The organism is Qipengyuania flavescens (genome assembly GCF_029688735.1).
GTDB lineage: Bacteria > Pseudomonadota > Alphaproteobacteria > Sphingomonadales > Sphingomonadaceae > Qipengyuania.
Map to the genome: position 1 here is coordinate 205,448 of NZ_JARULD010000002.1, position 22,060 is coordinate 227,507.

Genomic DNA, 22,060 nt, shown 5'->3' on the forward strand with positions numbered 1-22,060 from the left:
GAGACGGTTTTGACTAAGCAAGCCGTGGGGAAATGGGAGAGCTAGCACCCATTAAACCGGGAACCTGTTAACTTTCCGGTGCGTCACCGATTCCGGCAGCCTTCGCCTCCCGCTCGTACCGGATTGCATCGAGGATTTTCGCACCACCGAGAAATACCGCACCGGCCGTCGCGGCGAACAGCAGGTAGCCGCCGACGCCGGGATATTCGACCGTGTAGTGCGCACCGCGGGTCATCGCGCCCAGGGCGAGGGCGAAGATGATCAGATACGCCTCGAAGCGCGTCTTGATCACGAACAGCCGTTTCACCTTGGTCAGCACTCTTTTGCGGTCTCCGTTTCTTAACCCTTCACCGTGCAAACCCCGTGCCAAGCGCGCGGTTCCGCCGATCGCATGGTTAACTCATCGCCGAGTGTAAGCGCTGCCGACGCTTAGTCCAGCGCGTTAACCACCTAAATCCGTGAGTTATGCCAGTTCGTCCAGCGACAGGACGGCCAGCAAGGCCTCGCGCGCTTCGATGACGGTCTTTGCCAGAGCCTCGTTGCCGATATCGGCAGGATCGATCTGTTCGGGCCAGGTTTGCGCGATGACCGATTCGATCCGCTCCGCGCGCTGCTCGTCGAGCAGGAATCGGGCATCGACCGTCGCCGGATCGGCGACGACGCGCAGGCGCAGGCAGGCAGGGCCACCGCCGTTTGCCATCGACTGGCGGACATCGACGGGGATCACCTTGCGGATCGGCCCGTTGCCCGCAAGCATGTGCTCGCACCAGCTCCAAACGGCGGCGCTTTCCTGGCATTCGTTCGGCACGACCAATGCCATCTCTCCGGTTGCGAGAGTGAGCAATTGCGCGTTGAACAGATAGGTCTTGATCGCCTCGGCGAGGCTGACTGCACTTTCCGGCACCTCGACCACCTCGAGCGCGGGAAACGCCGCGCGGATCGTGTCATAGGCACCCTCCCGGTCGGCAAAGGCGCGCTCGTGCGTGAACAGGACCCGCTCGTTGGCGACTGCGACCACGTCATTGTGGAACGCGCCCGCTTCGATCGCTTCGGGGTTCTGCTCGATAAAGATGCACGCAGCGGGATCGAGGCCGTGAAGGCGCGCGACCGCGCGGCTGGCCTGTTCGTGCTGGCGTGCCGGGAAGCGGCCACCGGGCCTGCCATAGACAAATACCTCGACCCCCCTGCTGCCATGGCCTTCGCAAAACCGCATGTGGTTGGCCGCCCCCTCGTCGCCGAAGCTGGGCGGGACGGCGTCGTGGACGGCGAAGTGGTCGCGGTCGCCGAAGGCGATTTTCAGCTGCGCCTGCGTATCGCGCCATTCCTGCCCGCGATGAAGCATCGTCACGAGATTGGCGGGCGTCAGATGGCAGCGCCCGTCCGCCGTATCGGGCGCGGGGCTGACGGTGGCGGCATTCGCGGTCCACATCGAACTCGCGGACCACGCGGCAGCGCGCAAGGCGCGGTCGGTGTCCTCATCGACGCCCAGCCGCTCAAGCAACGAAAAATTCGGGCGCGGCAGGGGCAGCAGATAGCCCTGCGCCAGCCCGCGCTCCATATTGCCGCGCATCTTCGCGATACCCTGGAGCGCCGCGGCACGCGGGTACGAGGGATCGCCCTTGTGACTTGCGCTCGCGATATTGCCGAGGCTGAGCCCGGCGTAATTGTGCGACGGGCCGACGATGCCGTCGAAGTTGATCTCGACGAGCTTGCTCACCGTGCCACGCTCCACACCGTATCGCCCTTGGCAACGCCCAATGTTGCGGCGCACTCGGCATCGATCGCGATCGTCCCGTCGTCGCCGATATGGCGCATCCCATAGGCGCTGCGGAAATCGCCGAGCCTGCCGGTGGCGACCAGCGCCCGCTCTCCATCGTCGAGATCGGTTGCGGACAGCGTCTTTTCCGCCGCTTCGGCGATGCTTTTCACGCTGTCTGTCCGCGTGGTCATCGTCGGCCCGCCGTCGAAGATGTCGACATAGCCTTCGTAGGCGAAGTTCTCGTTCTCCAGCATCCGCATCGCCGCGCGGCCGCTCGGATGCGGCACGCCGATCACCTTGCGCGCTTCGCCGTTGAGCATGGCGATGTAGACCGGGTGTTTCGGCATCAGATCGGCAATGAACTGGTTGCCGTTGATGGCGTTGAAATAGTCGGCTTCCTGAAAGGTCATGCCGAAGAACCGCCCAGCGACCCCGTCCCAGAAGGGCGAGCCGCCGCGATCGTCGATCACGCCGCGCAATTCGGCTAGGATCCGGTCTGCAAAGCGCGCGCGGTGCATGGCGATGAACAGATAGCGGCTGCGCGCCAGCAGCAGGCCGAGCCCGCCGGCCCGTTCGCCCGGATGCAAGAACAGGCCGCCAACCTCGCTCGACCCTTCGAGATCGGTGACCAGGCTCAGCAATTCGGCGCGCACCGTGCGGTCGAGTTCCTGGCTGTGCTGGGTCAGCGTGGTCAGGCGATAGGAGTAGAAGGGCCACTGCTGGCCGACCTGCGTGAATAGCTGGCAGGTGCCACGCACCTGACCGTTTTCGCTATTCTCCAGAACCAGAGTGAACACGTCGTCGCCCAGCGTGTCTTCGGTGCGGGCGAAGGCTTCTTCGGCGCGCTCCAGCTTTTTGGTCAGCGCAGCACGATCGGCAGGCAGGTTGGTAAACCCGCCACCCGTCAGCTTGGCCATCTCGTAAAGATGCTCGAGGTCGCCGATCTGCGCGGCGCGCAAGCGAAAGGTCACAGGGGATCTCCGGTGGAAAGCCTGGTCAGCACCAGTGCCGAAAGGGCGGCACGTTCGCGCAGGGACGGCACAATCATGAACTCGTCGGGCGAATGGATCGCTCCGCCGCGCACGCCCATGGTGTCGACCACCGGCACCCCGGTGGCCGCGATATTGTTGCCGTCGCATACGCCGCCGGTGCTTTTCCAGCCGATCTGCTGGCCAAGCTGGGCGCCGCAGTCCTTGACGAGGTCGAACAGGCGCTGCGCCCTCGCATCGACCGGCTTGGGCGGCCGGGTGACGCCGCCGTGGCGATGGACGCCGACTTCGTGCTTGGCTTCGATAAGGCGCAGGATCGCGTCGAGCTCGCCGTCGAAGCGCTCCATTGCGTCGGTCGACTTGGGCCGGATGTTGAACCGCAGGATGGCGAGGTCGGGCACGACATTGTTTGCCGCACCGCCTTCGATCTTGGCCGGATTGACGGTGATGTCCTCGGCCTCGAGCGCCTTGACGCGCAGCACCAGATCACTCGCCGCGACAATGGCATTGCGACCGTCCTGCGGATTGCGGCCCGCGTGCGCACTCTTGCCGGTGATCGTGATGGAATAATTGCCCGTGCCGCCGCGCGCATGGGCCAGCGTACCGTCGGGGAGGGCAGAGGGTTCGTAGGTCAGCGCTGCGTATTTCCCGCGCGCCAGCTCCTCGATCAGCCCCCGGCTGGCGAGGCTGCCGGTTTCCTCGTCCGAATTGATCATGACATCGTAGCCGACCCGCGATGCGCCCTCTGTCGTCTCGAACAGTTTCAGCGCATGGAGGATGACGTCGAGGCCGCCTTTCATGTCGGCGGTGCCGGGGCCGTTGATCGTCTCGTCGTCGAGCCAGCTGACGTCCTGGAACGGGTGATCGGCCGGGAAGACGGTATCCATGTGCCCGGTGAGCACGAAGCGCCGCTCCGCCTCGGGGCGCACACGAAGGACCATGTGGCGGCCATGCGGTTTCTCGAACTCGCGCCCCTCGGCGGAGATTGCGGTGACGGTCGCCGGGTCCAACAGCTCGACCTCGCCGGGAAGCTGGCTGAACGCATTGGCGAGCTTGCCCGCCATGGTGGCCAGTCCGTCCAGATTGCCGGTGCCGGTATTGATTGCCGCCCAATCCTGCACTTCGCGCAGCATGGTGTCGGCATCGACGGCATCGAGGAAGGCTTGCGGGGCTGCGTCCGGTTTCATCGGCAACCGTCTCTACCCATGGCGCGCTGCAAGTCCACCCCTGCGCCCCCGGCGGCCTTGCAAAGCGGTGGATGCTTGGTAAGTGGGGCGAACTCCTCCCCGGGTCCGACATTGCCATTCGCATATCCCAAGAGGAGTTCCATGACCGATTATGTGACGCGCGCCGGGATCGAGGTCGATCCGCAGCTGACTACCTTCATCGAAACCGACGTGCTCCAACCGCTGGGGCGCGATTTGGACGGGTTCTGGCAGGGGTTCGCGAAACTGCTGGGTGAGTTCGCGCCGCGCAATGCCGCGCTGCTGGCGAAGCGCGAGGGTCTGCAGGCGAAGATCGACGCGTGGCATGGCGAGCGCGCCGGCCAGCCGCACGATGCCGGTGCCTATCGCGCGTTCCTGGAGGAGATCGGCTATCTCGTGCCGGAACCGGGCGACTTCACCATCGACACGGAAAACGTCGATCCCGAGATCGCGACCATGGCCGGGCCGCAGCTGGTGGTGCCGATCCTCAATGCGCGTTTCCTGCTGAATGCGGCGAATGCGCGATGGGGCAGCCTTTACGATGCGCTCTACGGCACCGATGCGCTGGATGCGCCGCCGGCGAAGCCCGGTGGCTACGACGAAGAGCGCGGCGCGGCAGTGATCGCCGAGGGGCGCAAGCTGCTCGACGAAATCCTGCCGCTGGCGAGCGGAAGCTGGGCGGATCTCGAAAGTCTCGATGACCTCGCCCTTGTTGATCCATCGCAACACGTCGGTGCAACCGGCAAGGGGCCTCTGTTTCGGCACAACGGCCTGCATGTCGAGATCGTGGTCGATCCCGACAGCCAGGTCGGCACAACCGACCGGCTGGGCATTGCCGACATCAATCTGGAAGCCGCGCTGACCACGATCGCCGATTGCGAGGATTCGGTCGCTGCGGTCGATGCCGAAGACAAGCTGGTCGCCTATCGCAACTGGCTCGGCATCATGCGCGGCGATCTCGAGGAGAGCTTCGAGAAGGGCGGCCGGACGCTGACGCGGACGCTGGCGGGCGACAAGACCTACACGGATGGTGAAGGCGGGGAGCACACGCTGCCGGGTCGCAGCCTGATGTTCGTGCGCAATGTCGGGCACCTTATGACCAATCCGGCGATGCGCTGGGACGGTGGCGAAATCCCCGAAGGCATCATGGACGCCGTCCTCACCAGCGCAATCGGTGCGCATGATGTCGAAGGCCTCGGCAAGTTCGGCAATTCGCGCTGCGGTTCGATCTATATCGTGAAGCCCAAGATGCACGGGCCGGAGGAATGCGCCTTCACCAACGATCTGTTCGATGCGGTGGAGGATATGCTCGGCCTGCCGCGTCACACCGTCAAGGTCGGCGTGATGGACGAGGAACGCCGAACCAGCGCCAATCTGGCCGCCTGCATTCACGCGGTGAAGGACCGGATCGTCTTCATCAACACCGGCTTCCTCGACCGCACGGGCGATGAAATTCACACCTCGATGCGGGCGGGGCCGATGATGCGAAAGGGCGAGATGAAGAACTCCGCCTGGCTCAAGGCATACGAGGCGCGCAATGTCGGCATCGGCCTGGCCCATGGCCTCGCGGGCCGCGCGCAGATCGGCAAGGGCATGTGGGCTGCGCCGGACCTCATGGGGCAGATGATGATCGAGAAGATCGGCCATCTGCGCGCCGGGGCCAACACCGCCTGGGTGCCGAGCCCGACTGCGGCGACGCTCCACGCGATCCATTATCACCGCGAGGACGTGTTCGCGATCCAGCAGGGTCTGGGCGAGGTGCCGGGGCTGGACGAGCTGCTCACCATCCCGCTGGCCGATGGGGTGAACTGGTCGGACGAGGAAATCCGCGAGGAGCTCGACAACAACTGCCAGGGCCTGCTCGGCTATGTCGTGCGCTGGATCGACCAGGGCGTCGGCTGCTCCAAGGTGCCCGACATCAACGACGTCGGCCTGATGGAGGACCGCGCGACGCTGCGGATCAGCTCGCAGCATATCGCCAACTGGCTGCTGCACGGGGTTGTTTCCGAGGAGCAGGTGATGGAAAGCCTGCGCCGCATGGCCGCCAAGGTGGACGAACAGAACGCGGGTGACCCGTTCTACGAACCGCTGTGCGCCAACGAGGACGGCCCGGCCTTCAGTGCGGCGAAGGACCTGATCTTCAAGGGTGTGGAACAGCCGAGCGGCTATACCGAACCGCTGCTGCATGCTTGGCGGAGGCGGAAGAAGGAGTGACTTTTTGGCCGTCTGATGCCGAGGTCAGTGCTGCGGCGTTTGAATTTCGAGCTGCAATTGATCGAGCAGGCACCCAACCTTGGGTCACGAAGCACATTGAGTTCCCACGAGGTGCCTGCGGCCATGCGTCAGAGCTGCTTGGAAGATATCTTATTGAGCGGCTCGGCATTGAGGCTGAATACGTTAACCGCGTCGCGCATGAAGAAATCTTCGGTTGGCATGGTTCGCACGCTTGGCTCGAGTGGGATGGCCTCGTCATCGATGTTACAGGCGACCAATTTGGTTGGGATCCGGTTATAGTCTCGCGAAAATCCCAGCAGTATGGCCTTGGTTCGGACGAAGTCCGTCATAGGGTGTGTTGGGACCAGCAGCGTGATTGGTGGCTGCAAGAGTGCGGTCAGTTGTGGCTTGCGTTTGCCGCCTTTCTTCCGAGCGGAAAGATGACGACTTCTTAGAGATTACCCCAAGACCCGCGCCAGCTGCACGAACTCCTCCACCGTCACCGTCTCCGCGCGTCTTTGCGGGTCAATGCCGAGGCTCTCCAGCCCCTCGACCGCGCCGGGCACGCCTTTCAGGCTCTGGCGGAGCATCTTGCGGCGCTGGCCGAAGGCGGCTTCGGTAAGGCGTTCGAGCAGGCGGGCGCTGATCCCCTCGGGCATGGCGGCGGGCTCGACATGGACGATGGCGCTCATCACCTTGGGCGGCGGGGTGAAGGCGCTGCGGTGGACCTTCATCGCCAGTTTCGCGCTCGCGCGCCACTGGGCCAGCACCGCCAGCCGCCCGTAGGCCGAGCCGCCAGCTTGCGCGACGATGCGCTGGGCGACCTCCTGCTGGAACATCAGCGTGAGGCTGGTCCACAGCGGTGGCCATTCCTGCCCGCCCAGCCAGCGCACGAACAGCGCGGTGCCGACATTATAGGGCAGGTTCGAGAGCACAGCGAAAGGCTCGCCGCCCATCAGCTCGGCATGGTCGATCTTGAGCGCGTCGCCTTGCACGACGGTGAGCTGGCCGGGAAAGACCTCGCCCAGTTCGGCGAGCGCGGGGAGGCAGCGCGTGTCCATCTCGATCGCGGTGACGCGCGCCCCGGCACGCAGCAGCGCACGGGTCAGGCCGCCGGGGCCGGGGCCGATTTCGAGCACCTGCTTGCCCGCGAGGTCTTCGGGGATCGCGGCGATGCGGTCGAGCAACTGCTCGTCGAACAGGAAGTTTTGCCCCAGGGCTTTCGATGCGCTGAGGCCATGGCGCGCGATGACGTCGCGAAGGGGAGGGAGATCGGTCACTTACCACCTCCGCTCATGCTGAGCCTGTCGAAGCATAGGCTGTCCGCTAGCGTCATCGCATGGCCTTCGACAAGCTCAGGCTGAGCGGGACTGGGCGTCGGCCCGCCGCTTGGCCATCTCGCCTGCCATCCTGAGCGCAGCGATCATCGCGCCGGGATCGGCCACGCCTTTGCCAGCGATGTCGAATGCAGTGCCGTGGTCGGGGCTGGTCCGCACGATGGGCAGGCCGAGCGTCACGTTCACACCTTCGTCGAAATCGAGCGCTTTCAGCGGGACGAGCGCCTGGTCGTGATACATCGCCAGCGCCGCGTCGTAAGTCTGCCGCGCGCGGGGCGTGAACAGTGCGTCGGCGGGGTGCGGGCCGGTGACGGCGAGCCCCTCGGCCTGCAACGCCTCGACCGCTGGCGTAATGATGCGGTCTTCCTCATCTCCGAAGCGGCCGCCTTCGCCTGCATGCGGATTGAGCCCGCAGACGGCGAGCCGCGGCGCGTCGATCCCGAAGTCGCGCCGCAATGCGCGGGAAACAATGCGGGCACGGTGCTCGATCAGGCCTTGGGAAAGGCGGTTCGGGACTTCGGACAGCGCACAATGGACAGTAAGGGGCACGGCGCGCAGGCTCGGTCCGGCGAGCATCATCACTGCGTCCTCCTGCTCCAGGCCGCAGACATCGGCAAGGAATTCGGTCTGGCCGGGATATTCGAAGCCGACCTGTGCCAACTGAGCCTTGGCTATCGGAGCCGTAACGACTGCCGAAGCTGTCCCGAGCAGGGCGCAACGCGTCGCTTCGGCCAGAGAGTGCAAGGCGAGGGCTGCGCCGCCCGCCTCGGGTTGTCCGGGCGCATAGACGCTGTCTTCCTGTCCCAGCACGGGGAGCGCATGAGTGAAAACCGTCTCGGCTTCGGCAGCGCTGGCGATCGGCTCTACCGGAACCGACAGACCACGGGCTTTCGCCGCCGCTTCCAGCACGCCCCCTCCGCCGACCACGAAAAAGGGCGCGAGGCCGTATTCCCGGTGCCGCGCCCAGCTTTCCGCGATGATCTCCGGCCCGATCCCCGCCGGATCGCCAATCGACACGGCGAGCGGGGCAGTCATCGGTGTCAGTTGTACTCGATATAGGCGTCGTTGCGCAGGTCGCGCAGGTAGCGCTGCGCGCGGCGCTGGATGCGCTCTTCTTCGAGCTGACCCATCAGCGTGTCGAAGTCCGGACCGCTGGCGGCCTGCGGATCGTCGCGGCCACACAGCATCAACACACGCACACCTTCCTCGAAAGACCCGAAGGGCGGCGTGACCTGGCCGAGCTGCAAGTTCAGCACGAGCTGCTGAAGCTGTTCGGGCAGGGCGCGCGCGGCGATCTCGTCGTTCGTGACCACGGTCGCCCCGAGGGCCGACGCGCCGGCCTCCGCATCGCCGCACCCGCGCAGCTGCTGCACGCCGGCCAGGAAGCTTTCGAGCCGGGGTGTGCGCTCCGCTTCCGGCACGCCGGTGAAATCGAGCGCAATCTGCTTCAACGAGAGAACGGCGTCACGCGGGTCGGCCGTCAAGACCTGCCGCTTATCGATCAGCAGGCCGATCCAGTAGCCGCCGGGAATCTCCAGCGGGCCGACCAATTGGCCCGGGCTCATTTCGCCGACCACGGTCTCGAGCTGCGGATTCTTGAGCTGGGGCAGGGCGATCCAGCCGAGGTCACCGCCGACTGCCGCAGTCGAGGCTTGCGAGAACTGGCGGGCATAGGCGACGAAGCTGCCGCCCTGGCGGAGCTGCTCGACGATCTGCTGCGCATTTCCCTGCACCTGCGCCGCAGTTTCTGGCGTCGCCTGAAGGAAAATTTCGCCGAGGCGGTATTCGTCCGTCCCGCGATTGGCCTCGAGCCGCTGTATAAGATCGTTCACCTCGTCGGCCGAGACGTTCACGAAGGGCGCGAAGTTACGTCGCAGCAGGCGGCTCCAGGCCAGTTCCCCGTGAATCTGGCGCTTGAGCGACTGCGGCGAGGAGCCGATGCTGCGCAGATATTCGCCCATAGCGCTTTCGTCCTGCCCGAAGTTCTGGGCGGCAACGCGGGCATAGCTCTGGTCGATCTCGGCCTGCGGGATCGTGATTTCCTGCGTTTCGGCCGCCTGGATCTGCAGTGTTTCGTCGATGAGGTTGCGCAGCACCTGCATCTTCACGCGCTCGAGTTCTTCGGGGCTGATTTCACGCTCGTTCGCCGCGACAAGCAGCGCAGCGCGCTGGTCGACATCGGTGCCGGTGATGACGAAGCCGTTCACGACCGCAGTCGCCTTGCGGACGTTCGGATCGGAATTGCCGAGGATGCTGACATCGGTCGGCAGGCCGAGGGGATTGGCCGTTTCCGCCGTAGCCTGCGCCGACACGGAAATCGGCGACAGCGCCAGACCTGCCACTGCGGCAAGGGAGAGAAACTTGGAAATGCGGTTTGCGCTCACGTGTGATACCCAATTGCGGCACCGTTGCGGTACCAGTCCATTACGGGGCGGTGCCGTGTGGCGGCTTAACCCAAGCTGATTGCCGTAAACACTCGCCCCGTTCGTCTTGCGAGCGCGGATAACCTGTTCGGTGGCGTCTGCCAACGGGTGCGACTTAGCGAAAACCCAGATTCTTGAGGCTGAAGAAAACCTGGAAGGTGTCGCCCCGCCGGGCGTCGCCCGCGGTTTCATAGTCGCGGCGCCAGGTCACTCCCATTTCGAGACAGTCGTCGGAATAGGCAACGCCGAGGCGGGTGCGGATGGGCTCGAACCCGTCGGAGCTAAAGGTCGGGTCCTCCTCGCGATTCGTCAGGTTGAACACGCCCGAGCCGAAGACAGACCAGTAATTGGCGAAAGCCACGCGCACCGCGCCGCGCAATTCCTCGCGGTCCTGCAAGTCTTCCACGGCGGTAATGTCGCGGTTGAGGCGGACGTAGCCGAGCTCGGCATAGGTGCGGCGCGAGCCGACCGTGGCGTCGATCTCGTTGCGGCGAACGGCGAAATTGTCCTTGTCCAGCCGGAAGCGATGGGTGAATTTCACGAAGTTGCGATAGCGGACTTCGGTGCGGCCTACGAAATCGGAGAAGCGCTCTGACAGGCCGGTGCCGTCGGGCAGGATGTCCGCATCCTTGTCCAGCCGATAGGACTGGCCGAGGGTGGATTTCAGCTCCCATTCCGGTACGCGCAACTGCCAGTCGAACCCGTAGGTGACGCGCGCACCGTCCTCGATCCGGTCGTATCCGGGAAAGCGGTTGAGCGCGAAGAGGTTGGAATCCTCCAGATCGATCGCGCGCGCATCCTCGTTCGGGATGGCGAGGTTCTTGATCGGGGGTGTGGCAACCAGTTGGACCCGCGGCGTCAGGACCTGCTCTCCACCGAACAGCTGGCCGACCAGCGGCCATTGCACGTCCACTGCGCCCAGCGCTACGCCGCGCGCCTCCCAGCCGGGATTGCCGCGATAGAGCGCCGTATCTGTGAGGAAGTTCTCGTCCGAATGGTAGATGTCGCCGCGCACCATGCCGGTCAGCGTGACGACCTGGCCGAGCCCGGTGACCGTGGAGAGATCCCATTGTGCACGGGCGAAGGCGCGCTGTGTATCCTGACCGACGTCGCGCATGATCGCGAGCGTGTTGGTCTGCAGCTCCAGCTTGCCGCCGAGCAGCGGGTCGTCCAGCCGCTTGCGGAAATCCATTACCGGCAGAGCCACCGGCACCTCGCCCTGCGGCTGATTCAGGCGCAGCGTCTGCGTGGCCCAGCCGGCGAGCGAGAAATAGGTGGAGTCGCTGATGCGCTCGAGGTTCACCGTGGACCGCAACCTGTCGTCGCGGCTGATGTCGTAACGTCGCAGGAACGTGCGGTCGCTGGCGCGGCGGATGGAACCGGTCACGCTCCATTCCGGGCTCAGCTGGAACTTGCCGTTGGCGAAGACATAGCCGCGGAAGTCGCTGTCTCCGGTCGTTTCGATGCCGGTGAAATCGGAGATCCTGCGGCTTTTCGTCGCATAGCCGGTGATCTGGTAAGCGCCCTTCTCGGTAAGATGGCGCCATTGTCCTGAGATCATCGGTGGAGCATCGGTGTAAACGAAGCCGGTAAGCGTCAGATCCTTATTGTCGGCGAGCCGGATATAATAGCTGCCCGACACCTCGACGCCGTTGCTTTCGGAAAAGCGCAGGTCGGGGACCAGCACACCGGAGACTGCACCGCCATCGGTTCGCACTGCCAGCCCCGGCAACGGAAGGATGCGCGCACCGAACAGTTCGAGATAGGCGCCGGTAAAGCGAACCCGCTGCTCATCGGGGTCGTAGACCACCCGTTCGGCGGTTATCCGCCAGCTGGGTTCCTTGGGACAGCCCTCGGATGTCACGACATCGCAGCCGGAATAGGCCGCCTGTTCCAGCGCGATAGTGCCGTCGCTTTCGCGCACGCCGCGATTGGCCGCGAGCCGCCCGCCCTGGCGCAGCGCGAGCAGGAGGTTCTCCATAGCACCCGCTTCGAACTCGTTGGTGAGCTCGACCCGCTCGGAGAAAAGCTGGTTGCCGTTCTCGTCGACGAAGCGCACGCGGCCTTCGGCCAGGATCACACCTGTGCGCCTGCTCCAGCTGACCGAATCGGCGCGCAGCGACCGGTCGCCGCTGCGCAGCACGACATTGCCGCTGGCCGTGACGAGGTCGGCATCCGAATCGTAGCTAAGGACGTCTGACTCGAAGTCGATCTCGCGATCGCCCGCGGCGTTGAGACCATCGTCGCCCGTAGGCTCCGGCGGCGGATCGACTTCCGGAAACGGGTCCTGCAGACTGGGCGGCTCGTCAGGCTCGGCGGCCGTTGAAACGGAAGGCGCGTCGGGTTGCGGATCGCCGGGGTCGCCCTGCGGGTCTTCGACCGATCCGACATCGTCGCCGACCTGCTGCGCGGCGAGCGGCGTCGCCAGCGCAAGCGTTGTCGCCACGCCAAGCGTGCGCAGTGCCAGCCGGCTGGCTTCGATAGCTGTCTCGGCGGGCAGGGCCATGCCTTGCCTATCGCACCGGCCACGCCTAATCGCAATCGCCATCCTATGGGGCGAGCCGGAATGCGCTTCGCACCCGTCAGTCACATCTTTGGGAGAGCCCATGCACATCCAGTTCAGCCAGTCCCGTCCGGAAACGGCGCGCCTTCTTGCCCAAGTCGTGGACAAGGGCAAGTTGCCTTCGTCGCTCGAGAAAGCGGTGAGCGAGGGTGCGGGCGCTGCGCGATTCAAGGGCGGTGCCGGCCAGCTGTTCGAAAGCTTCGTCGAGCGCGACGGCAAGGTCCTGCGCCTCGCGCTCGCCGGAGCAGGTGATCGCAACGACGAAGCGCGCAGCGCGAACCTCGAAAAAGCGGGCGCGGCCATCGCCGGGAAATACCAGTCCAGCGGCGAGACGGAGGTCGTCCTCGATCTCGCGGATAGCAACCTGTCCGCCGATGAAGCCGCCAGCGTCCTCCTCGGCCTGCGGCTGCGGAACTGGCGCTATGATGTCTATCGCACGCGGATGAAGGACGAGCAGAAGATTTCGCTCGAAACCGTGACGGTTATCAACGCGCCCGTAGGCAGCGAAGCCGCCTGGGCGGAGGCCGCGCATCTTGCCAGCGGTATCGAATTCACCCGCGAGCTGGTCACCGAACCGGCCAATATCATCTATCCCGAGAGCTTCGTGGCCCGCTGCCGCGAGCGCTTCGAGGGCACCGGCGCCGAAATCGTCGTGCTCGGCGAGGCGGAGATGGAAAAGCTCGGCATGGGATCGCTGCTCGGTGTCGGCCTCGGGTCGGAGCGCGAATCGCAACTGCTCGCCATCCGCTGGAACGGCGGCGGCAGCGAGGCGCCGGCAGCCTTCGTCGGCAAGGGCGTGACTTTCGACACCGGCGGCATCAGCATCAAGCCGGGGCCGGGCATGGAAGACATGAAGTGGGACATGGGCGGCGGCGGTGCCGTCGCGGGCGCCATGCTCGCACTCGTCCTGCGCAAGGCGAAGGCCAACCTCGTCGGCGTGATCGGCCTCGTCGAGAACATGCCCGACGGCAAGGCGCAGCGCCCCGGCGACGTAGTCACCTCCATGTCGGGTCAGACCATCGAAGTGCTCAACACCGATGCCGAAGGGCGGCTGGTGCTGGCCGATGCGCTGCACTGGACGCAGGAAGAATTCCAGCCCAGCCGCATCGTCGATTTCGCCACGCTCACTGGCGCAATCATCATCTCGCTCGGCAACGAATATGCGGGCGTGTTTTCGAACAACGACGAGCTTGCAGGCCAGCTCTACGAGGCCGGCATCGCCACCGGCGACAAGAACTGGCGCCTGCCGATCAGCGCCGCTTACGACAAGCTGATCGACAGCCCCATCGCCGACATGAAGAACATCGGCGGTAAGGCGGCCGGTTCGATCACGGCAGCGCAGTTCCTGCAGCGCTTCATCGCGAACGACACCCCCTGGGCGCATGTCGATGTGGCGGGCATGGTGTGGTCGGACAAGCCGGGCCAGACCTGGGGCAAGGGTGCGACGGGTTATGGTGTGCGGCTGATCGACCGCTTCGTCGCCGACAATCTCGAAAGCTGAAACCGGTCGGGGAGGTCGCAATGGCGAAAATGCGCCGCAAGGGCGACCTCCCGACCAAGACCTGCGTCACCTGCGGGCTCGAATTCGCCTGGCGCAAGAAATGGGCGAAGGACTGGGACGAGGTGAAGTACTGCTCCGAAAGGTGCAGGCGCAAAAAGTCGCAGCCGGGCGGTGAGGGGCAGCCATGACCACGCGGGTGGACTTTTACCAGCTCAGCCGCGACCCGGTCGATGTGACGGTCGCGAAGTTGGCGCGCAAGGTCCTGCAATCGGGCGAGCGCCTGCTGGTCGTTTCCGGATCGGCGGAGCAGCGCGAGGGATTGTCGAAGACCCTGTGGGAGCAGGGCGGCGCGGCATTTCTCGCCAATGGCATGGCCGACGCGGCCCATGCCGATCGCCAGCCGATCCTGCTCTCGGACGGATGCGACGCCGCCAATGGCGCGAAGCTAGCCATCATCGCCGATGGCAAGTGGCGCGAAGAGGCCGCGGATTTCGGGCGCGTACTGCTGCTGTTCGATCCGGATGGGCGGGACGCCGCGCGCGAGCTATGGCGGCGTCTCGATCCCGACGAGGCGTTCGACAATCGTGTTTTCAAGCAGACCGAGCAGGGTGGCTGGCGCGAAGGGCGCTAATTCGGAACAGAGCAGGCTTTCGTCCGTCGATTGGGCAATGCGTTCATTCCATCTTCCTTTATTGGCCGCTGCGGCAGTTCTGTCTTCTTCGTGCTCCAAAGTAGAGCCCGACGACACAGACGAAGAAACCGCGGTGGTCGATCCGCGCGGGACTTTCGATGTGGATCAGGAGACCGGCGAAACGTCGGCCCGGTTCGAAGCGGAGGACGGTACCGTCACCGCGATGCGGTCCGGCCGCACGGTGCCGCCCGACCTTCCCGAGGGGTTCACGCTTTATCCCGAGGCGCGCGCGGTCAATGTCACCCGTGTCGACCAGGGCGAGCGACGTTTGATCATCGTCGACATGCGCAGCGACGCGACGCCGCGCCAGATCGCCGACCACTATCTCGCGCAAGCCGAGGCGGCGGGCTTCACTATCGAACCGCGCGTACGGAGCGACGAGACCGAGGTCCTCGCCGGCGAGGACGCCGAGGGATTGGCCTTCTCGCTCGTGGCAAAACGTGAAGACGGCGCGACGCAAGCGCAATTGTCGATGGGCGACACGTTCCGCTGAATACGAATTGAAGGGATGGCTCCAGTCCGGAGGCATTTCTTGGCGTTTGTCTTGTCGAACGCCGAATGCGCCAGCTATCGATCTTGCGAGATGGTGCCGGGCATCGCTTTTAACTGCGAGGCTTGACTCGCTGTGTGCGTATGATGTTTTAACCGCTTGAGATTCGGGGGCTGTTACATGAAAAAGTACTGTGCGGCGGTGGTCATTCTCGCTTTGGCAGCTTGCAGCGAAAGTGAAGCCACTTCGGTCATCTCGGCCGATGGCACGACCGAATACGAGGTGTCCGGCACCGGCGAAGATAATCGAGTGCGGATGTCCGATGCCGAGGGCAACGAGGCAGTCGTCACCGTGGGCTCCGATGCGACCGGCGAGTTGGACCTGCCCGACGGATATGCACTCTATCCGGGGGCCGAGGTGGAATCGAGCACCACATTCAATGGATCGCAGGGCAACGGCGTGATGGTAACCTTCGCCGCGGATGCCCCTCCGCAAGAACTCGTCGAATACTACCGCAAGCAGGCGACGAGCGCCGGGGTAGAGATCGACACCGACGCGCGCACCGGAGAAGAACGGATGATCGCCGGTGAAGGGCCAGGTGGGCTGTCCTTCAGCCTTCAGACATCTCCGGGCGGCAACGGTTCGACCGGCATACTGGTGATCGCGCAATAAGTAACGACACGCCGGACGCGCTTGCCAATACGAGGATCGTAGCAGGCTTGCCGACCCGCAGAAGGGCGGCTATCGGCGCGCATCGATTCCCCCCCTTTCAAGTTTCAAGGATATTCACCATGGCGGTCACCCGCACCTTTTCGATCATCAAGCCCGATGCCACGCGCCGCAATCTGACCGGCGCCGTCACCAAGATGCTGGAAGAAGCCGGCCTGCGCGTCGTCGCTTCCAAGCGCATCCAGATGACCAAGGAACAGGCGGAAGGCTTCTACGCCGTCCACAAGGAACGCCCCTTCTTCGGCGAACTGGTCGACTTCATGATCAGCGGCCCGGTGGTCGTTCAGGTCCTCGAGGGCGAAGACGCGGTGAAGCGCAATCGCGATGTCATGGGCGCCACCAACCCCGCCGATGCCGACGATGGCACAATCCGCAAGACCTATGCCGAAAGCATCGAAGCCAACTCCGTTCATGGCTCCGACAGCGACGAGAATGCGAAGATCGAAATCGACTATTTCTTCGACGAAGACGAAATCGTCGGCTGATTTCAATGGCCTTCTGGCTGATTTAGCATTTGATAATCAAATATATATTGTGACGGGTCGGCTTATCGATAAGCTGGCCCGTCATGGTTTTTGGTGGGTTCCTCAAAAGACTGCAAAGCAGACGGCGGCGGCGCATTGCGGCGGTCCGAAGGATTTCGGACCTTCTCAACGCTATGGAGCACGATGCCGCGCGCCCGCTGCTCTCGCCTGACCTCATCGTAGTCGATGGGGCCGGTAGACGCATCGAAGGTGTCGACGATTTTCTGAAGGCCGACCGCAATCTCCGGATCGCGGCGGGGCACGCTCAGGTGCGGATCGACGATATTTCCGTCAGGGATAATGAGGTCTTCGTTAGCGGCACGACCGATAGCGAGAGCGAAGAAATGTCTGGGCAGACCCTCTGGCGATTGACCTTCGACGGCGAAATCGTTTCGGTAATCCACATAACGCGCGATCCCGAACTGATGACGGTGACGCGCTACCACGCCATGCAGTTGCGCTGATCGAGGATCGAGAAAGCGTTCGCCTCCTCGACCTGGGAAATAGGCTCAAGCAGCGCTGAAACCCGCCATCTGCTCCGCATGATCGTGGTGCGGGTCATCATGCGACTTTTCCCGTTCTTTGCGCATTGCCCCGACAGCCTCGGGTGTCAGTTCGATGTCGAGTGCACGGTAGGCTGTACCGATCGCGGATCGCCAATCGACGTTCAGTGCGGCGAAGTCGATTGTCGCCAGCAGACCGGAAAAGTTTCGGAGATCGTGCTCCATCGCAGCCTCGCGGTGCGAGATTTTATCCTGCCACATGGCGGTGAGCCACTGCAGGTCATGGTGGTCGGACTGAAACGCCATCTGGCTGGCCGTCATCGAAACGCTGCTTTCCAGAATATCTTCCTTCGGGCGCCGGCATAGCACCAAGCGCGCATCCGGGAATTGTGCGAGCAGCACTCCCAAATCTTCTGCGAATTGCGGGCACTTGAGGACGCGAGGGCGGTCGGCTTCCTGCATCACGTGGGCATCGGTACGCAGGATACGCGCGAATTCGCGGTAGACTGGCCCTGCGTCCCGCGCGCTACTGAATGCCACGAAAGAAGGGATCCGCCATTGAGCCTCGAACGTAGCCGGTGACAGGGCTGCTGCAAGCCACCCGATTTCCTCATCGGTCCGCAGCGCTCCGAAGGGATGGACGGTGTCCAGCCAGGGATTGATACGCCTGGCGACGGCGAGAGCGGCGCGAGCCTTGACGGGCCGCAAGTCTGGCGTGGCGGGAACAGGATCGTGGCTGTTGCAGAAACGCGTGCCCGAATGGCGCGGATCGGCGGCGAGCAGGCGCTGGACCCGCGTGGTGCCGCTGCGCATCTGGCCGACCACGAGGATCGGCGGCGCGATCTCGCGCTCGGCTATGCCCGGGTTCTCGTTCCAGAACCGGCCGAGGGCATGGCGCTTGCGAATGGCAGCGGTGATCTGGCCATAGGCCATCGTATGGCCGAGGGGATTGAGCGACGCCTCTTCGTTGAGCGCGACGCACAGCGCCTCCAGCCGGTCCCGGAAATCGGCGACGTCTTCCGCGCTACGGATCGAATGCTCGTCCTCCGCCGAAAAACCGTCCGAGCCGACGCTCCACAGATAGTCCGGTTCCAGCGGCGGGCGCTTTGTCAGCCCGTGCTGCCACATCGTGGCGAAAGCCCGGCTTGCCAGCTCGGATGCCTTCGAGCGCGCGAAAGGATGCGGACGGGGCGGGGCGGTCATTAGCCGCTGCGTCTCGCATTGAAGCGCGCGATGACAATACGCGCGACCAGCACGAAGAGCAGCACGCCACCGACAACAAGCAACGTCTCCGTCATGCTCGCCTCGGAATGTCGGCCTTCGATGTCGTTCGCATTGCTGGCGACGATGACGAGACCGATGGCGGCCAGTGCGTAGAATATGAAAGAGCGACCCATCGGGCGCACACTATCCGTCCGCACAGGCATATCAAGCGCGCTCTCGCATACGCTGCACATAATCGGCCAGGACGCGCGGATAGAGCTGGTGTTCGGCGACCCGCACGCGATCGGCGAGCTTTTCAGGGGTATCGGTAGGCCAGATCGCCACTTCGATCCGCCCGAGGGCCTCGCCCGCGTCGAGATCTTCGGTCACGAGGTGCACCGTGGCGCCGGCATGGCTATCGCCGGCCGCGATGGCGCGGGCGTGGGTGTCGAGACCGGGATACTTCGGCAGTAGCGAGGGGTGGATGTTGAGCATCCGTCCCTTCCAACGCTTCACGAATTGCGGCGTGAGGATGCGCATGTAACCTGCCAGTATAATCAATTCCGCACCCGCATCTCTCGCAGCGGCTTCCATCTCGCTATCGTGATCCGCGCGGGCCATCCCCTTGTGCGACAGGGCATAGGCCGGGACGCCTTCGGCCTCGGCCAGCACCAGCGCCTCGGCCGCCGGATCGTTCGCCGCGACGAGGCAAATCTCATAAGGGCAATCCGGCTGACGGCTGGCGTAGAGCAGCGCGGCCATATTGGTGCCCTTGCCGGACACGAAGACTGCGACGGGCACCTTCGTGGCCGCCGTATCAGGCATTATGCGTTGCCGACCAATCCTCGCGCGCCGCCCAAGTCCCGGCGCTACCGCGGACGGTGCAGCCTTTTGCGCCCTCGACGATGCGCCCGACCGGCACCACCATTTCGCCTGCAGCCTCCAGCCGCGTACGTACGATTTCCGCATTAGCTGGCTCGACCGCCAGCACCATGCCGACGCCGCAGTTGAAGGTGCGGGCCATCTCCGCAGGCTCGATATTCCCCTGTGCCTGCAGGAAGGCCATCAGCCCCGGCTGCTCCCACTCGTCGGCATCGACTTCGGCATGGGCGCCGGATGGCAGCACGCGGGGGATGTTTTCGAGCAAGCCGCCGCCGGTGATATGCGCCATGGCATCGATCAACCCCTCGCGCGCCAGTGGCAGCAGGCTCTGAACGTAGATGCGCGTCGGCTCGATCAGCGTATCGACCAGCAGGCGATCGCGGTCGAAGAGGGCGGGGCGGTCGAGCTTCCAGCCCTTGTCCTTTGCAAGGCGGCGGACCAGCGAGAAGCCGTTCGAGTGCACGCCCGAACTTGCAAGTCCGAGCAATATGTGGCCGGGTGCAACGCGCTCTCCGGTCAACTGTTCGCCGCGCTCGACCGCGCCGACACAGAATCCGGCGAGGTCGTAATCGCCCGCCGCGTACATGCCGGGCATCTCGGCGGTCTCGCCGCCGATCAACGCGCAGCCTGCCTGCTTGCAGCCATCGGCGATGCCCGCGATCACGCGTTCGGCGACACCGTTCTCCAATTTGCCCGTGGCGAAATAGTCTAGGAAGAACAGCGGCTCCGCACCCTGCACGATCAGATCGTTGACGCACATGGCGACAAGATCGATGCCGACCGTGTCGTGCCGCCCGGTGTCGATCGCGAGCTTGAGCTTGGTGCCGACGCCGTCGTTGCCCGCGACCAGCAGCGGATCCTTGTATCCGGCAGCCTTGGGATCGAAAAAACCGCCGAATCCCCCGATCTCCCCATCCGCACCGGGACGCATCGTCGCCTTGACCAGCGGGCCGATGGCTTTGACCAGCGCATTGCCCGCCTCGATCGAGACGCCCGCCTGTTCATAAGTATAGGACGTGGCTTTTTTGCCGGGTTCATCGCTCATGCCACCCGCCTTACGCATTCGCGCTTGGATTTCCAGATTCCTTTCGGCAAAAGGCCCGCTGTTTCCCCGATGGATTACGCCATTCCCCTCCGAACCGCGTCGCGACGCACCTGGCTGCTGCTGCTGGCCGGCATCGTCGTGCTTGGCACTCTGGGCGCGATCGCCTGGGCGCAGGTCGGCGGCGAGCGCGGCATCGCGGCCATCGCAGCTTCGAGCGATATCGAAGTGTCCGGCATCGAAGTCGACGTCAGCGCCGACACGGGCGAAGAGGCGCGCGAGGAAGCCTGGGTAGAGGCGGCCAAGCTGGCCTGGGAAAAGATCGAAGGGCCTTCGCTACCCGATTCCCAGATCAATTCGCTGGTATCCGCCATCGTGATCGAGCGCGAACGGCTCGGGCCAAAGCGCTATATTGCGACGCTCGGCGTGATCTTCGATCGCCAGCGCGCGTCGCGCTATCTCGGCTCCGAAGGCGTGGCTTCGCGCTCCGCCCCCATGCTGCTGGTGCCCGTGACCGTCTCGGCCGGCACAAACCTCGTCTACGAGCGGGTCAATCCGTGGCAGCGGGCGTGGGCCCAATACCAGGCTGGCGCGAGCCGGATCGATTATGTCCGGCCGGTCGGCTCGGGCGGCGATTCGCTGCTCGTGACCTATGGCCAGATCGGTCGCCGTAGCCGCGTGTGGTGGCGCAACGTGCTCGACCAGTTCGGCGCCGCGGATGTGCTGACACCGGTCGCGCGTTTGCAGTACAGCTATCCCGGCGGGCCTGTGGAGGGCACCTTCACCGCGCGATACGGGCCGGACAACACCTATCTCGACAGCTTCACGATGACCGCCGAGACGCCTGAGCAGCTGCCCGCCATGCTGGATCGAGCGGTGGTGCGCTTCGACAGCCTGTTCACGCGAGCGCTGGCGGACGGAAGGCTGCGGCCCGATCCAACGCTCAATCTCGGCTCGCCCGAATCCGATCCGGCCATCCAGCGTCTGATCGAACTCGGCCGTGCCTTGATCGCCCAGGATCGTGCGAATCGCGAACAGGCAACCCAGCGCGGAAGCAACGAAGAGGCGACTAGCGAGAGCGGCGATGCCATCACTGCTGCGCCGATCCGCACGCCGCCGCCGGAAGGCTCGGTCGCGCTCTACACGGTGCAGGTCGCGACGCCCGATGCGGCAAGCTTCGACAGCGCGCTGGCCGGCATTCGCGGGGCGAACGGCGTTCGCAGCACCGGGGTGCGCAGCACGGCCATCGGCGGCACCACGGTCGTGACCGTCAGCTTCGGCGGGTCGATTGGTGAGCTGGCCGACGCGCTGCGCGCCCGCGGCTTCACCGTCCAGCAGGGCAGCAACGCGCTTTCGATCAGTCGCTAAGGGCGCGGGCGGCATGTCCCAGATCGCTCTCCCGCTGGCGCCGGTGCATAGCGGCAATCCGCCGTCGATCGTGATCGGCAGCGGCAACCGCGAGGTTGCGGAAGCCTTGCAGGCCCCCGAAAACTGGCCTTTCCGCAGCGCCGTGCTGATGGGCCCGCCGCGATCCGGCAAATCGCTGCTGGCCAAGTGGTTCGTCGATGCCGGACTGGGCGGGGCGATCGACGGTGCCGTTGCACAGGACGAAACTACGCTGTTCCACCGCTGGAACCGCGCGCAGGAAGATGGCACGCCGCTCCTGCTGGTGGTGGACGGCGAGCAGTGGAATATCGACCTCCCGGACCTCCAGACCCGGATGCGCGCCTCGCTGCAGCTCGAAATCGGGCCGCCCGACGATGCCATGGCGGCCGACCTCATCCTCTCGCACGCCGCACAGCGCGGCCTTGCTCTCGGCGAAGGTGCCCCGGCTTATCTGGTCCCGCGGATGGAGCGCAGCCACGCCGCAATCGAGCGCGTCGTGGCCGAAATCGACCGGCTCAGCCTTGAACGCAAGGTGCCCGCGACCCTATCTGTCTGGCGTGATGCGCTGGAAGCAGTGCAGGGTCCTGAGCAGGGCCGCTTGCTTTAAAGCGCAGCCGGT

23 protein-coding genes are annotated in these 22,060 nt (G+C 64.7%); 10 read left to right on the forward strand and 13 right to left on the reverse strand.

What is annotated here, in order from left to right; all coding sequences use genetic code 11:
- Positions 1–67: 67 nt before the first annotated feature.
- The 4 genes from P8R33_RS06205 to P8R33_RS06220 form a co-directional block, all read right to left on the reverse strand.
- The gene (locus P8R33_RS06205; protein ID WP_278328125.1) at positions 68–319 is read right to left on the reverse strand and encodes a hypothetical protein; all 252 of its coding nucleotides are present in this window, start codon (positions 317–319) and stop codon (positions 68–70) included.
- A gap of 144 nt (positions 320–463) precedes the next feature.
- The gene (locus tag P8R33_RS06210) at positions 464–1,717 is read right to left on the reverse strand and encodes an N-succinylarginine dihydrolase (protein WP_278328126.1); all 1,254 of its coding nucleotides are present in this window, start codon (positions 1,715–1,717) and stop codon (positions 464–466) included.
- Positions 1,714–2,730, reverse strand: coding sequence for an arginine N-succinyltransferase (gene astA / locus P8R33_RS06215; RefSeq protein WP_278328127.1), 1,017 nt, complete (start codon positions 2,728–2,730; stop codon positions 1,714–1,716). The genes P8R33_RS06210 and astA overlap by 4 nt, the downstream gene beginning before the upstream one ends.
- Positions 2,727–3,935 (reverse strand): hydrolase, encoded by a 1,209-nt coding sequence (locus tag P8R33_RS06220; protein WP_278328128.1) that lies wholly within the window; start codon positions 3,933–3,935, stop codon positions 2,727–2,729. Before P8R33_RS06220 ends, astA begins: the two co-directional genes overlap by 4 nt.
- A gap of 141 nt (positions 3,936–4,076) precedes the next feature.
- Between P8R33_RS06220 and P8R33_RS06225 the strand changes: the two genes are divergently transcribed.
- Positions 4,077–6,167: a malate synthase G gene (locus P8R33_RS06225; RefSeq protein ID WP_278328129.1), complete on the forward strand. Its 2,091-nt coding sequence runs from the start codon at positions 4,077–4,079 to the stop codon at positions 6,165–6,167.
- Between the two features lie 128 nt (positions 6,168–6,295).
- On the opposite strand, the gene P8R33_RS06230 is transcribed toward P8R33_RS06225, so the two are convergent.
- The 5 genes from P8R33_RS06230 to P8R33_RS06250 all read right to left on the reverse strand — a co-directional run bounded on the left by P8R33_RS06230 (position 6,296) and on the right by P8R33_RS06250 (position 12,433).
- Positions 6,296–6,517, reverse strand: coding sequence for a hypothetical protein (locus P8R33_RS06230; RefSeq protein WP_278328130.1), 222 nt, complete (start codon positions 6,515–6,517; stop codon positions 6,296–6,298).
- Positions 6,518–6,625: 108 nt separating this feature from the next.
- Entirely contained in the window at positions 6,626–7,447 is an 822-nt protein-coding gene (gene rsmA / locus P8R33_RS06235; RefSeq protein ID WP_278328131.1) for a 16S rRNA (adenine(1518)-N(6)/adenine(1519)-N(6))-dimethyltransferase RsmA, read from the reverse strand.
- 75 nt (positions 7,448–7,522) lie between these two features.
- A complete protein-coding gene (pdxA, locus tag P8R33_RS06240; RefSeq protein ID WP_278328132.1) occupies positions 7,523–8,539 on the reverse strand; it encodes a 4-hydroxythreonine-4-phosphate dehydrogenase PdxA in 1,017 nt (338 codons plus the stop codon).
- A gap of 5 nt (positions 8,540–8,544) precedes the next feature.
- On the reverse strand, positions 8,545–9,888 hold the full coding sequence (locus tag P8R33_RS06245) for a peptidylprolyl isomerase (protein ID WP_278328133.1): 1,344 nt from the start codon (positions 9,886–9,888) through the stop codon (positions 8,545–8,547).
- A gap of 154 nt (positions 9,889–10,042) precedes the next feature.
- Positions 10,043–12,433: an LPS assembly protein LptD gene (locus P8R33_RS06250; protein ID WP_278328134.1), complete on the reverse strand. Its 2,391-nt coding sequence runs from the start codon at positions 12,431–12,433 to the stop codon at positions 10,043–10,045.
- A gap of 100 nt (positions 12,434–12,533) precedes the next feature.
- On the opposite strand from P8R33_RS06250, the gene P8R33_RS06255 reads away from it, so the two are divergent.
- The 7 genes from P8R33_RS06255 to P8R33_RS06285 all read left to right on the forward strand — a co-directional run bounded on the left by P8R33_RS06255 (position 12,534) and on the right by P8R33_RS06285 (position 16,889).
- A complete protein-coding gene (locus P8R33_RS06255) occupies positions 12,534–13,991 on the forward strand; it encodes a leucyl aminopeptidase (RefSeq protein ID WP_278328135.1) in 1,458 nt (485 codons plus the stop codon).
- A 20-nt stretch (positions 13,992–14,011) separates the two neighbouring features.
- Positions 14,012–14,179: a DUF2256 domain-containing protein gene (locus tag P8R33_RS06260; RefSeq protein WP_278328136.1), complete on the forward strand. Its 168-nt coding sequence runs from the start codon at positions 14,012–14,014 to the stop codon at positions 14,177–14,179.
- Positions 14,176–14,622, forward strand: a complete 447-nt coding sequence (locus P8R33_RS06265; RefSeq protein WP_278328137.1) for a DNA polymerase III subunit chi — start codon at positions 14,176–14,178, stop codon at positions 14,620–14,622. Before P8R33_RS06260 ends, P8R33_RS06265 begins: the two co-directional genes overlap by 4 nt.
- Before the next feature lie 133 nt (positions 14,623–14,755).
- Entirely contained in the window at positions 14,756–15,175 is a 420-nt protein-coding gene (locus P8R33_RS06270) for a hypothetical protein (protein WP_278328138.1), read from the forward strand.
- A gap of 177 nt (positions 15,176–15,352) precedes the next feature.
- Complete coding sequence (locus tag P8R33_RS06275; RefSeq protein ID WP_278328139.1) at positions 15,353–15,844, forward strand: hypothetical protein; 492 nt, start codon at positions 15,353–15,355, stop codon at positions 15,842–15,844.
- A 119-nt stretch (positions 15,845–15,963) separates the two neighbouring features.
- A complete protein-coding gene (ndk, locus tag P8R33_RS06280; protein ID WP_278328140.1) occupies positions 15,964–16,386 on the forward strand; it encodes a nucleoside-diphosphate kinase in 423 nt (140 codons plus the stop codon).
- Positions 16,387–16,469: 83 nt separating this feature from the next.
- A complete protein-coding gene (locus P8R33_RS06285) occupies positions 16,470–16,889 on the forward strand; it encodes a nuclear transport factor 2 family protein (protein WP_347569035.1) in 420 nt (139 codons plus the stop codon).
- 45 nt (positions 16,890–16,934) lie between these two features.
- Here the strand turns inward: P8R33_RS06285 and P8R33_RS06290 are convergent, their stop codons facing one another.
- Genes P8R33_RS06290 through purM form a run of 4 tightly spaced genes read right to left on the reverse strand, consistent with a single transcriptional unit; the run spans position 16,935 to position 20,058 of the window.
- Complete coding sequence (locus P8R33_RS06290; RefSeq protein WP_278328142.1) at positions 16,935–18,131, reverse strand: sulfotransferase; 1,197 nt, start codon at positions 18,129–18,131, stop codon at positions 16,935–16,937.
- On the reverse strand, positions 18,131–18,325 hold the full coding sequence (locus P8R33_RS06295) for a hypothetical protein (protein WP_278328143.1): 195 nt from the start codon (positions 18,323–18,325) through the stop codon (positions 18,131–18,133). Before P8R33_RS06295 ends, P8R33_RS06290 begins: the two co-directional genes overlap by 1 nt.
- A 31-nt stretch (positions 18,326–18,356) precedes the next feature.
- Complete coding sequence (gene purN / locus P8R33_RS06300) at positions 18,357–18,956, reverse strand: phosphoribosylglycinamide formyltransferase (protein ID WP_278328144.1); 600 nt, start codon at positions 18,954–18,956, stop codon at positions 18,357–18,359.
- Positions 18,949–20,058, reverse strand: coding sequence for a phosphoribosylformylglycinamidine cyclo-ligase (gene purM, locus P8R33_RS06305; protein WP_278328145.1), 1,110 nt, complete (start codon positions 20,056–20,058; stop codon positions 18,949–18,951). Before purM ends, purN begins: the two co-directional genes overlap by 8 nt.
- A 69-nt stretch (positions 20,059–20,127) precedes the next feature.
- Here purM and P8R33_RS06310 point away from each other — a divergent pair, with 69 nt between their 5' ends.
- The gene (locus P8R33_RS06310; RefSeq protein ID WP_278328146.1) at positions 20,128–21,423 is read left to right on the forward strand and encodes a heavy-metal-associated domain-containing protein; all 1,296 of its coding nucleotides are present in this window, start codon (positions 20,128–20,130) and stop codon (positions 21,421–21,423) included.
- Between the two features lie 13 nt (positions 21,424–21,436).
- A complete protein-coding gene (locus P8R33_RS06315) occupies positions 21,437–22,048 on the forward strand; it encodes a P-loop NTPase family protein (RefSeq protein ID WP_278328147.1) in 612 nt (203 codons plus the stop codon).
- Positions 22,049–22,060 lie beyond the last annotated feature (12 nt).